Here is an 11,978-nt window from a genome sequence, read left to right as displayed (position 1 = left end):
CTTGATCATTGACCAAGTATTGTTCATCATCTACTCACTTCGTTCTTAGTGATTCACTTCGCTTGAGAGGGAACTTCGCTCACTCTGTTCGCCAAGTATTGTTCATCATCTATTCACTTTGTTCTTAGTGATTCACAATAAAAAAACTCTATGCCACCGTAGACATAGAGGGACTATTGAAAGTATTCAATAAACGTCCTCGGTAGGAAATTAAGGCTACGCCACCTACTGTCTTCGGTACAAGTTAATTATTAACCTCAACTAGCTTAGCATGCTAAACTAGTTGAGTCAAGAATTATTTTTCAGTTGGATCAATCAACGTTCTAATTCAAGAATTAGAAAGAAGCTTGGTCTACATGGATACCAGGTCCAAATGTTGTTGTAACTGTGATATTTTTCATGTATTGACCTTTAGCTGCTGATGGTTTAGCTTTCACTAATACATCATGGATTGTTGCAAAGTTTTCAACTAATTTTTCATTGTCGAATGATACTTTACCGATTGGTACATGGATATTTCCAGCTTTGTCTACGCGGTAAGTAACTTTACCAGCTTTTACTTCGTTAACAGCTTTTGTTACATCCATTGTTACAGTACCTGTTTTAGGGTTTGGCATTAAGCCTTTAGGTCCTAAAACACGTCCTAGACGACCAACAGTTGCCATCATATCAGGTGTAGCAACAACTACGTCAAAGTCAAACCATCCGTTTTGGATTTTTTGAACCATGTCGTCGTCACCAACGAAATCTGCACCAGCTGCTTCAGCTTCTTTTGCTTTGTCTCCTTTAGCAAAAACTAAAACAGTTTGTGTTTTACCAGTTCCGTTTGGTAATACTACAGCACCACGAATTTGTTGGTCTGCTTTTTTAGGGTCTACGTTCAAACGGTATGCAACTTCAACAGTCGCGTCAAATTTTGCAATGTTTGTTTCTTTTGCTAAAGCTACAGCCTCGGCAACAGGATAAACTTTACTTGAATCAACTTTTTTTAATGCGTCTTGCATTTTTTTGCTCTTTTTAGCCATTTTGGTTCCTCCTTGATTGTGGTTATAACGGTTGTACCTCCCACGTGTTCTATATCTTTCAATACAGAGCCAACTGAGAAGCTACTTTCTTAGGGTGTAGCGATTATTCTACAGTGATCCCCATGCTTCGTGCAGTTCCTTCAACCATGCGCATAGCTGCTTCGATGTCAGCTGCGTTTAGGTCTTCCATTTTTAATTCAGCGATTTCTTTTACTTGATCGCTAGAAACTTTAGCAACTTTAGTTTTGTTTGGTTCGCCTGAACCTTTATCGATTTTTGCAGCTTTTTTCAATAATACTGCAGCTGGTGGTGTTTTTGTAACGAATGTGAATGAACGGTCTTCGTATACAGAAATAACAACCGGAATGATTAAACCTGCTTGATCAGCTGTACGAGCGTTGAATTCTTTAGTGAATCCCATGATATTGATACCCGCTTGACCTAGTGCAGGACCTACTGGTGGAGCTGGAGTTGCTTTACCTGCAGGAATTTGCAATTTAACGATTTTTTCTACTTTCTTTGCCACGAGACATACCTCCTTAAGTCCGTGATGTGGTTAATTGGAGATGCATATTTCTCCTCCCACGTTTTCACTCATAATCCTTCGATTATCAGTCAAAATAATGCATATGACAATGCACACTGATACAGTATAGCAAATATATTCTATTTTTCAAGATTTTTTTCTGATAAATGTTTAATTTATTGCTTGAACCTCTAAAAAAAAACTAAAAATCAACAGGAAGTCCACCTCATCTTCCTTCTTTTGTGATACACTTACGCTGAAAAGAAAACAAGCGAAAATACATAAGGTATCACTACCGCTCACTCATTAGTAATTTAGAAATTTCTGCTTTCTTCTATTTAAAAATATAAAAATATTATTCGATATATTTTCATAGCTATCATTGATGCATTTCCTAGATTAATGCACGCTTGTGAAATATTTATTTAATTTAACTAATGTAGTTTATGGTTCAAAAATGATGAGGAAACGAGTAAGTGAGCTATACACCGTTCACTTACTTTTGCTGGGGTGTTTATCTATTTTAAAGAGGTGGAAAAATGAAAGAATTAAGATATCGTAGTGTTTTTGACATTATTGGTCCAGTCATGATCGGTCCAAGCAGCTCTCACACTGCTGGAGCTGCTCGAATCGGCAAAATCGTCCGTAGTATTTTTGGGGAACAACCAGATTCTGTGGATATCTATCTTTATGAATCATTTGCAAAAACCTATCGGGGACACGGAACAGACATCGCCTTAGTTGGTGGTTTGTTAGGCATGGAACCAGATGATGCGCGTCTGGCAGATTCACTGCAGTTAGCTTATGAAGCAGGAATGGAAGTTCTCTTTGTGCCTAAGGGTGAAAAAGCAGAGCATCCTAACTCCGTTAAACTATTGTTGAAAAAAGGAAAACGGAAACTTTCAGTCACTGGTATCTCGATTGGTGGCGGAAATATCCAAATCTCGGAATTAAACGGCTTCAAAATCTCATTAAGCATGGGAACACCGACCTTTATCATCGTTCATCAAGATGTACCTGGGATGATTGCTAAAGTAACGAATATCCTTTCAGAAACAAATACAAATATCGGTACAATGACTGTTACACGAGAATCAAAGGGTGAAAATGCCATTATGATTATCGAAGTAGATGATCCACAAGTAGATGACACTATAAGTAAACTAACGCAATTACCGAAGATCGACAGCGTTAATTATTTTGATTAAAGGAGGAAGAAAGATGTTTTTCTCTATTGAAGAGTTAGTTCGCCAAGCAGAAAATTATCCTAGTGTCGCAGAATTAATGATTGCTGTTGAAATGGATATGAGTGGTCGTCCACGAGAACAAATCATTGCAATCATGGAAAAAAACCTCAGTGTCATGGAACAATCCATCGCTGAAGGAAACGAAGGTGTAACGTCTGTGACTGGAATCACTGGCGGCGATGCCCAAAAACTAGCTCGTTACTTAAAAGAAGCCGACTTTTTAAGTGGTGAAACCATTTTGTCAGCAGTCCGCAACGCTATCGCTGTCAACGAAGTAAATGCAAAAATGGGGTTGATTTGTGCCACCCCTACAGCAGGAAGCGCTGGTGTTGTACCTGGTGTCCTCATGGCTGTCCGTGACCGATTGTCTTTGACCCACGAACAACAGATTGAGTTTCTTTTTACCGCTGGTGCCTTTGGATTAGTCATTGCCAATAACGCCTCCATCAGTGGTGCAGAAGGCGGATGCCAGGCAGAAGTTGGTTCAGCAAGTGCAATGGCCGCTGCCGCCCTTGTCTGTGCAAAAAATGGTACGCCCCATCAAGCCGCCCAAGCTATCGCAATTACGCTGAAAAACATGATGGGTCTGATTTGTGATCCTGTCGCAGGCCTCGTTGAAGTCCCTTGTGTTAAAAGAAACGCCCTTGGCTCTTCTCAGGCGTTCATTTCGGCAGATATGGCATTAGCAGGAATCGAAAGTGTCATCCCACCAGATGAAGTTGTCGCAGCGATGTATCAAGTAGGTCGTCAGATGCCAGCCATCTTTAAAGAAACGGCTGAAGGTGGCTTGGCGGTTACACCAACAGCAAAGCGTTTGACTGAAGATATATTGAATCGATAACCATTACTTGGGTTTATGATCCTTTACTCCCCATGAATACAACTATATTTTAGAGGTTGAGACAAAAGTGTTTATTCGCTTTTAGAGATATGTAGAAGAGACTGAGACAATTTTTGTCCCAGTCTCTATTTTCATCTTAGCTGCACCTTTACGTCGTATCTCACACTGATTGATGCTCTGAATCGTTCATCTTCGATTTTCGTCCTTCTTTTTCTTAATCTCTTCTCAGAATGAAACACTTTTTAATGCCCTCTACTTCATGTTCCAAAGAAACTGGCGCGTGAGGGCATCAACTTCTTTATTCTCATGAAGCATACTATGCGTTACGTTCTCCCCTGTGATCACTTTTTCTTCCACTTGATTTCCATGTTGCTTCAATAACGCATACACTGCTAAAGCGCTGCTTAATGGCACCGTCCCATCACTTAAATCCGTCTCACTCACTTGTCCTGCAATCAGCAGGATTTGTGTAGTGGTTGGCACATTGCCAATAAGTCGTTGGTAGTCTTGATAACGACTAGAAGCTATCGCTGGACCATTAGCTAATTCATCGCTGATACTTTGCCCATTATTTTCTTCAAAGTCATTGAATGGTGCGGCAATTGCCACGAATTTATCCACTTTAGGCAACGTTTGATCTTGTCCATAAGTAGCTAAATACCGAAGACCACTGACGCCCCCCATCGAATGTCCTACCAGATTCACTTGATTGATTCCATACGTCTGTTGCAAATAACTTAAGCAGTCTTTGATCCATTCTGTTTGGTTCCATTCATTATTTTTATTATCTACAAATAGAACTTGGATCATTGGATTATCTGCTTCTTTTGAAAGTTCTCCTTCTGCCTGTACATTGCCATTGACATCAACCGTCAATGTTAATTCTTTTTTTCCACTCTCTGATGATTCCAGGCGCTGGATCATTCCTTTGAATGAATTAACTGTCCCACTATATCCATGGAAAAACAAAGTAGGGGTAGTCGATTGCGTTTCCTTTTCTTTCGTTGCTTGCGTTGTTTCAACTGTCTTAGCAGCTTCAGACGACTGACTTGTTTCTTTTGTCTGACAGCCACTTATAAAAAGAACACTGATCATCAATAAAAAGCCGACGATTCCAGACTTTCTCCAATTTTTCATTGTTTCTCCTTTCTAATTTGATCGATCCTCTGACTAGCATTCTCAATTTTCCACTGACAAATCGGCTCAAATTCCCAACCTATATTAGTGATTATTCGTGAACGACTTGAAAAAATAAACCGAAATATTGCAAAAATAGGTTAAACAATTTTTGCAAATCTCGGTTTCAATCTTTTAGTCGTGATGCTATCTGATTGTCGCATGGATTTCTATTTAAAAATCCATCCTCAGATAGTTGAATACTTAGTCGATTTTATCTACTTGTTCAAAATCAAGTTCAGTACTTGTTTCACGACCAAACATATCAATATTAACTTTTAGTTTTTCTTTTTCTTCATCTACTTCAGTTACTTGACCTTCTAAGCCTGCAAAAGCACCTTCGATGATCTTGATTACTTCGCCAACTTCGATCTCTAGATCTGTTTGACGAAGACTCATACCGATTGAACGTAAGATGTGACTTACTTCTTCTGGCAATAATGGAGCTGGCTTACTACCTGCACCATGTGACCCTACAAATCCTGTTACACCAGGTGTATTACGTACAACATACCAAGAAGCATCTGTCATAATCATTTCTACTAAGACATAACCAGGAAATGTTTTATGAACGATTTCTTTTTCTTTTCCGTTTTTTACTTCTTTCTCAGTTTCTTCAGGAACAACTACACGAAAAATAAAGTCAGCCATTTTCATACTTTGCGCACGTGATTCGATATTTGCTTTTACTTTGTTTTCATAACCAGAGTATGTATGTAGTACATACCAATTTTTTTCAAAAGATTCCATTAAAGGCTCCTCATTTCGTTGTAAAATAAAAAAACCCCAGTTTCCCGAAGTTTTTCTTCACGTTGATTATAGCACGATATCCTTGCTTTTACTAGCGACTTATTTTAGTAAGTAAGCAAATAAGCTTTGGATCGCTGTGTCCATTACGAAAAACATCACACCAAAGATAATTGATGTTTCAATGACAACTAGTGTGTCTTTGCGTAATTGTTTGCCACTAGGCCAAGTCACTTGTTTCATTTCATCTTTTACACTTTTAATGAATTTCATTGCGGGCCCTCCTGTCCTCTATTTTGTTTCTTTATGTAATGTGTATTGATTACAATATTTACAAAATTTATTGATTTCCAAACGTTCGCCACTTTTTCCTTCACTAACCGATTTGGTATAGTTTCTAGAACCACAAACGGAACAAGCTAATGCTGCTTTCTTCTTTGCCATCCGCTCCTACCTCCTCACTGAAAATCAAAATTATACTCATTTACAGTATCATGGAAAAGATTTTCTGTCAATTCGAGATTGAATAACCTATTGTTTTATAATTAATTATGATATGATTAATTTGAAATTAAGTAAAAATGAGATACATGGAGGTAACTTTATGCTACTAAAAACACTCGTATATAAGAAAAAAGATTTAACAACTGTCACAGAAACTAGTACCTTGGAAGAAGCCTTAGCGATTCTAGAATCCTCTGGTTATCGTTGTGTGCCAATTTTAGATGCTTCAGGAAATATTTTCCGTGGAAATATTTACAAAATGCACATTTATCGTCACAAAGCGAATGGTGGAGATATGACTTTACCCGTCACCCACCTCTTGAAAAATGCAACAAAATTCATTTATTTAGATACTTCATTCTTTAAAATATTTTTTACGATCAAAGAGTTGCCTTATATTGCTGTTCTTGACAATGACAATCATTTCTACGGTATTTTGACCCACAGTACATTGCTAAACATGCTTTCACAATCTTGGAGCGTAGAACAAGGCAGCTATGTTTTAACGATTGCTTCTACTGGAAAACAAGGAGATTTAGCTACGATCGCTAAAATCATCGCAAAACATAGTAGTATCGCAAGTTGCATCACTTTAGATATTGAAAAAGAAGAATACATCCGTCGTACACTGATCACGTTACCTGCACATACAGATCAAAAAGTTTGCGACACGATCGTGAACCATCTTGAAAAGAAAAATTACAAAGTGATCGAAATCGAAAATTTACAAAACCCTGAATAAATGTGTAAAGGATCAGTCAACTTTACGACTTTACGATAGAAAAAAACATACTAAGATTAGCGGATAGAATCAATAACGGTTGGTTCAATCCGCTAATTTTTCAGAAATAAAAACAGTAGCTAAAGATGAATTTCTTTTAACTACTGTTATCCCTTTTTATAAATATATTTTAACTGATTAACAGGTTTTCCTATATCTACCTATTGATCGCTATACTCTTTTTTCAAAGTCTAGGGAACGATCCAAGTAATACATCAATGGTGCAGAAATAGCCATAATGATGAACTCACTCAAAGCTAGCGTACCGTAAGTTGTCCAAAATGCTTGTCCACCAGTTGGTACCAACATGTACGCAATCAATCCCATACTAATTGTAAAGAAAAGCGTATTTAATGCTAATCTTATTTTGACATTCTTTACTTTATTTTGTAGCAAAGCAGTCAACCCCAATGAAATCAAGGTTTGTCCCCCACCATAGACCACATCTAATATACCAAAACCAAAAAATGCGTTATAGACAATGACGCCACCTAACACGCCCCAAAGTAATTTCCGGTTGAAGACTACTAAGTGATTCAAGCTTTCAGAAATACGAAATTGAATAGGTCCAGAAGAGACTGGTGCCACTAAAATCGTAAGTGCCAAATACAAAGCCATAATGATTCCATTTACTACAACGACCATCAATCGTTGGCGTTCCATCGTTTTTTGCATAAAATATTCCTCATTTCTCCTAGTTTTTTTAATGCGGGATGGTTGATGAACCGCAGCTGTCATAAGCAAGGATTCATTATAGCAGATATCCCCGCGATTTGAAACTGCTCCTACAAAAAACGTTCTCTAAATATAAGTCTTTTACTTCCATGCTATTTATTCAAATCAGGGTGAACTTTACTTCTTATTTATGCACGGTGCTTTTTCAAAATTCCTCTTCTCTGCTATAATAGCCAAGGATAAAAAATAATGTTTGTTTTCTTAGTTTCGCTAAGACACAAACCATGTAAAATTAACGATAGAAGTTTCAGTTGCTTGTTCACTAAATGACTAAGCAAAAAATAGTTTGATCATTTTTTCTATTTTAATGAATGAGTGGAATGAGTGAGATTTACTCATCTTCTGAATCAGATGCAGGAGGTAAAAATGAATTTCCATTATTACTTATTGATCAATCCAGCTGCTGGAAGTGGTGCTGGTAAAAAAGTAGCAGAAAAAATGATTCCGCTATTTGCCGAAAAAAAGCTTCACTATTCGATCCAATACAGTGAGTATCCAGGGCATGATGCTAAAATTGCCGAAGAGTTAGCAAAAGAAACATTAGTTGAATGGACAGACGAACCACAAGAAAGCGAGTCTGAATTTCCCCTACTCGTGATCATCGGTGGTGATGGTACACTGCATCAAGTGTTAAATACCTTTTATCAACTAGATGTGGCATTTCCAGTAGCCTATATTCCCGCAGGCTCTGGCAATGATTTCGCTCGAGGGATTGGGTTACCTAGAAATGCCGAGAAAGCATTAGAAAATATCCTAAAGACGAACAAACCTCAAGAAATCAACCTCTTAACTTACGAGGAAAAAGTGAGTGACAAACAAGGTGTAGTAGTAAACAATTTTGGTATTGGCTTAGATGCGACAATCGTTCATGCTACAAACCACTCTACTTCAAAAACAAAATTAAATAAATATAATTTAGGTTCTTTTGCTTACCTATTTTCTATCCTACGTGTCTTTTTTTGGCAAAAAGGGTTTCCAATCTTAGTGGACATTGGCGGAAAACAAATCAGTTTTGACAAAGCCTTTTTATGTACTGCAACGAACCATCCTTATTTTGGCGGCGGTGTAGCGATTGCGCCGACAGCAGAAATTGCCAAACCAACGATCGATCTAGTTGTTGTTGAACGAGTGAATTTATTCAAAATCTTGGGAATCATCTTCTTATTACTACAGAAAAAGCAAATGAAATCAAAAAATTTCCATCATTTTACTACTAGCAGATTGCGCATACTATCAACTGTTCCTCAGTATGGTCAAGAAGATGGTGAAGATAGCCAAAAACAACCTTTTGATTTGCAATTAGCTACCAAAAAGCAACTGTTTTGGTGTAACGTGTCACATTGATTTTGCCTATTTTATATACATTTTCTTCCATGGGGAAGATAACCCCATAAAAAGAGCTGTAGATATTAAAAAGACCGCAAAAGTCAGACTTGTTGGGCTAACTTTTGCGGTCTTTATCTATCTCTTGGCTCTTAAAAAATAAGTAACATTCTCATTAGGAGCGATTCAAGTGAGCCTGAGCCAAAACTTGCCTCAGGCTCTTCTGCCTATCTCTAAAAACGGATAAACGGTGTTCAAACATCAGCTCCTTGAAATAAGCCTGAATTTTTCAAAACATGAGAAGCTGTTTCAAAAAATTCTTTCTTATTGTCATCAGAGCTACCCGATGTTTTCACGACCTCTTGCTAAACGGCGTTCAAGAAGCAACTCCTCAACAATAAGCGATGATTTTCTAAAATATGAGGAGCTATTTAATAAAATCCTCTCTTATTCGGAGCTAAACGCTTCTTTCACAGCCTCTTGCTCCATCCCAATCATTGGATCAATCCACTGTTTTTCAATCGCTTCGGTTGTTAAAATATATGTTTTTGGCAGTTGCTCTGTTGGTGCTTCTTCCATCACTTTTGATTCGACAGCCGTTTCGGTTGTGTCTTGTTCTACTGATAAAGTAAAGAGATCATCGCCAACATTTCCCTCCGTTGAATCTACGACATTTTCTTGAGTGGCTTGTTGACTTGTCTCTGTTTTTACGGAATGAGCAGTTTCTCCCGCCTTGGTATAATTTCCTTCTTCAAAAGGATCATTACCTACAAGGGAATCTTCATAAGCGACAAGCTTCGTCCGTGTAACAAGACTCATACTGTCATTTTCTTCGATCCGCTTCTTCAATGTCGTCATTCGACTAGCCGATTCATTCGCAACGCAGGTAACGTAAGCTTGTTCTTCCCCTAGTAGAATCAATAGTTCTTTACTTCTTGTGACAGCCGTGTAGAGAAGATTCCGTTGCAACATCCGTTGGTACTGATGAACCATCGGTAAAATGACCATCTTAAATTCGCTTCCTTGAGATTTATGGATCGAACAACAATAAGAAAGGGTGATTTTATTCCATTCATTGCGTTTGTAAGTCACTTCATTCGCATCAAATTGAATCACTAATTCATCCACTTTATCTTCTGAATCTTTCGCTAACACGATCCCCGTGATCTCACCCATATCACCATTAAACACATTGAGTTCAGGTGTGTTCACTAATTGTAATACTTTATCACCGATTCGATAAACAGTCTCATTCCAGTGGACTTCTTTCCGCCCTGCACCTCCAGGGTTAAAAATCGACTGCATCATTTTGTTTAACGCATCGATTCCAGCTGGACCACGGTACATTGGCGCCAAGACTTGGATATCTTGTGCAGTGAAGCCTTTATTTTTGGCTTTTTCAACAATCTTTGCGATTAAAGGTTCGATACTGTAGGCATCGCTTCGAAAGAAAGAACGATCTTTTTGATTTTGCAAAAAATCACTTGGTAAATGACCTTCTTTGATTTCATGAGCAAGGGGGATAATACTTGATCCGTCTCCCTGCCGATAAATTTGATTCAATTCCACTTTCGGGATTTGGTCAATTCCTAATAAATCATGCAAGACTTGTCCCGGTCCGACAGATGGTAATTGATCTTTATCTCCTACTAAAATCACTTGCATGTTGGTAGGGATGGCTTTAAATAGCGTATTAGCTAGCCATGTATCGACCATCGACATTTCATCGATGATCAACAACCCACCTTCTAATTCTTTCGTACTTACTGAAGGAGATTTTTCTCGACCATTCAAACCTAGTAGTCGATGGATCGTACTGGCAGGTAATCCTGTCGTCTCGTTCATCCGTTTGGCTGCTCGACCAGTTGGTGCAGCCAGTAGAATCGGAAAAATTTCTTGGGTATATTTGTTTGGATCTAATTCTAAGCCATTTAATTCTGCAAACAAGTTGACGATCCCATTGATAACTGTTGTTTTCCCTGTGCCGGGACCCCCAGTTAAAATAAATAAAGGTGACCGGATTGCTTCCGAAATTGCTTTTTCTTGCGATTCTCCATATTGGATACCAATTATTTTTTCAATTCGCCGAATGTTTTTCTGCACTTTTTTTTCGTCATAGTTGATTTCTTTTTTCCGACTAAGTAACCGTTGGATCGAGTTACCGATCCCCCATTCTGAGAAATACAGACTATTTTCATAGAGATTGGTTTCTTCTTGTTGGATCTTACCTTCTTCCACAAGTTGAATAATGACCGTCGCCACTTGATCAGGTTGGATCTCGATTGGTCGACTGGTTTCCAAAATTTTGATTGTTTGATGAAGAAGCGTTTCAGCTGGTACATATGTATCGCCAGTTTGAACAGCATGTTGAAAAATCTGATGTAAAACTGCAGCTCGAATCCGTCTTGGTGAATCAGCCGCGATCCCTAATTGTTCTGCAAGATTATCTGCTCTTTTAAAGCCGATCCCTTCCACATCTTCGACTAACTGATAGGGATTTTCCTGGATGATATCTAAAGCTTCATTTTTATATGCTTGATAGATACTAAAAGCTAACTGACTACCAAAGCCATAACGATTCAAGCCCATGATCACTTGATCCATCCCATGGTTCAAACGAATCGTCTCAACGATCATATCTCTTTTGGCCTGATTCAAGCCTGCGATTTGTTCTAATACGGACGGCTCTTCGATGATTTTTTCAATCGCTTCTTCACCTAGTTGCTCCACGATCTTCTCAGCTGTTTTCTTGCCAATCCCAGGAAATTTTTCACTGGATAGATAACCCACGATCCCGTTGACTGTTGTTGGTTTCTCCTGCTCATAGCGTTCAACCTTTAACTGTCGCCCATATTTAGGATGATCGACTAATTCGCCGTAAAAACGATAAAGCTCATTTTCTTGGATCTCACCAAAGCTTCCAGTGACCACAATTTCTTTTTCACGATAGTCAGCTGTTGTTTCAGTGAGCCGAACCAACAGTACTTTATAAAAATTACTTGGATTTTGAAAAAAGATTGCGGCAACTGTACCAACAAAATAAGGCATTTCTTCTGGCTGCATCTTGCCGCCT

Annotated in this window: 12 protein-coding genes and 1 other annotated feature; of the genes, 4 read left to right on the top strand and 8 right to left on the bottom strand. The window is 38.3% G+C overall.

What is annotated here, in order from left to right:
- Nucleotides 1-130 precede the first annotated feature (130 nt).
- Nucleotides 131-256, bottom strand: a sequence feature (ribosomal protein L10 leader region).
- Between the two features lie 79 nt (nt 257-335).
- Together rplA and rplK are read right to left on the bottom strand one after the other, a co-directional pair.
- Nucleotides 336-1,025, bottom strand: coding sequence for a 50S ribosomal protein L1 (rplA, locus tag IGK91_RS01850; protein WP_010720150.1), 690 nt, complete (start codon nt 1,023-1,025; stop codon nt 336-338).
- Nucleotides 1,026-1,128: 103 nt separating this feature from the next.
- Complete coding sequence (rplK, locus tag IGK91_RS01845) at nt 1,129-1,551, bottom strand: 50S ribosomal protein L11 (protein WP_010720151.1); 423 nt, start codon at nt 1,549-1,551, stop codon at nt 1,129-1,131.
- A gap of 539 nt (nt 1,552-2,090) precedes the next feature.
- Here rplK and sdaAB point away from each other — a divergent pair.
- A complete protein-coding gene (sdaAB, locus tag IGK91_RS01840; RefSeq protein WP_181934178.1) occupies nt 2,091-2,759 on the top strand; it encodes an L-serine ammonia-lyase, iron-sulfur-dependent subunit beta in 669 nt (222 codons plus the stop codon).
- Between the two features lie 13 nt (nt 2,760-2,772).
- Nucleotides 2,773-3,639 (top strand): L-serine ammonia-lyase, iron-sulfur-dependent, subunit alpha, encoded by an 867-nt coding sequence (gene sdaAA, locus IGK91_RS01835; protein WP_010738508.1) that lies wholly within the window; start codon nt 2,773-2,775, stop codon nt 3,637-3,639.
- Nucleotides 3,640-3,891: 252 nt separating this feature from the next.
- On the opposite strand, the gene IGK91_RS01830 is transcribed toward sdaAA, so the two are convergent.
- From IGK91_RS01830 to rpmG, 4 genes are all read right to left on the bottom strand, one after another.
- Nucleotides 3,892-4,776 carry an alpha/beta fold hydrolase gene (locus IGK91_RS01830; protein WP_010738509.1) on the bottom strand — a complete coding sequence of 295 codons (885 nt, stop codon included), beginning with the start codon at nt 4,774-4,776 and terminating at the stop codon, nt 3,892-3,894.
- 243 nt (nt 4,777-5,019) lie between these two features.
- Nucleotides 5,020-5,565, bottom strand: a complete 546-nt coding sequence (nusG, locus tag IGK91_RS01825) for a transcription termination/antitermination protein NusG (protein WP_010720157.1) — start codon at nt 5,563-5,565, stop codon at nt 5,020-5,022.
- A 99-nt stretch (nt 5,566-5,664) separates the two neighbouring features.
- Nucleotides 5,665-5,835 (bottom strand): preprotein translocase subunit SecE, encoded by a 171-nt coding sequence (secE, locus tag IGK91_RS01820; protein ID WP_010720158.1) that lies wholly within the window; start codon nt 5,833-5,835, stop codon nt 5,665-5,667.
- Between the two features lie 18 nt (nt 5,836-5,853).
- A complete protein-coding gene (gene rpmG, locus IGK91_RS01815; RefSeq protein WP_002294578.1) occupies nt 5,854-6,006 on the bottom strand; it encodes a 50S ribosomal protein L33 in 153 nt (50 codons plus the stop codon).
- Between the two features lie 160 nt (nt 6,007-6,166).
- Between rpmG and cbpA the strand changes: the two genes are divergently transcribed.
- A complete protein-coding gene (cbpA, locus tag IGK91_RS01810; protein ID WP_010738510.1) occupies nt 6,167-6,808 on the top strand; it encodes a cyclic di-AMP binding protein CbpA in 642 nt (213 codons plus the stop codon).
- A 210-nt stretch (nt 6,809-7,018) separates the two neighbouring features.
- Here cbpA and IGK91_RS01805 read toward each other — a convergent pair whose 3' ends face one another.
- Nucleotides 7,019-7,522, bottom strand: a complete 504-nt coding sequence (locus IGK91_RS01805) for a QueT transporter family protein (protein ID WP_010738511.1) — start codon at nt 7,520-7,522, stop codon at nt 7,019-7,021.
- Between the two features lie 426 nt (nt 7,523-7,948).
- Here IGK91_RS01805 and IGK91_RS01800 point away from each other — a divergent pair, with 426 nt between their 5' ends.
- The gene (locus IGK91_RS01800; RefSeq protein WP_010738512.1) at nt 7,949-8,926 is read left to right on the top strand and encodes a diacylglycerol/lipid kinase family protein; all 978 of its coding nucleotides are present in this window, start codon (nt 7,949-7,951) and stop codon (nt 8,924-8,926) included.
- Between the two features lie 426 nt (nt 8,927-9,352).
- Here IGK91_RS01800 and recD2 read toward each other — a convergent pair whose 3' ends face one another.
- Nucleotides 9,353-11,968: an SF1B family DNA helicase RecD2 gene (recD2, locus tag IGK91_RS01795; protein WP_081123490.1), complete on the bottom strand. Its 2,616-nt coding sequence runs from the start codon at nt 11,966-11,968 to the stop codon at nt 9,353-9,355.
- Nucleotides 11,969-11,978 lie beyond the last annotated feature (10 nt).

The sequence above is a fragment of the Enterococcus sp. DIV1208 genome, assembly GCF_050530455.1.
In the GTDB taxonomy this organism is placed as follows: domain Bacteria; phylum Bacillota; class Bacilli; order Lactobacillales; family Enterococcaceae; genus Enterococcus_B; species Enterococcus_B hirae.
The sequence above is the reverse complement of the archived record's forward strand: the minus strand, read 5'-3'. Positions and strand labels throughout refer to the sequence as shown.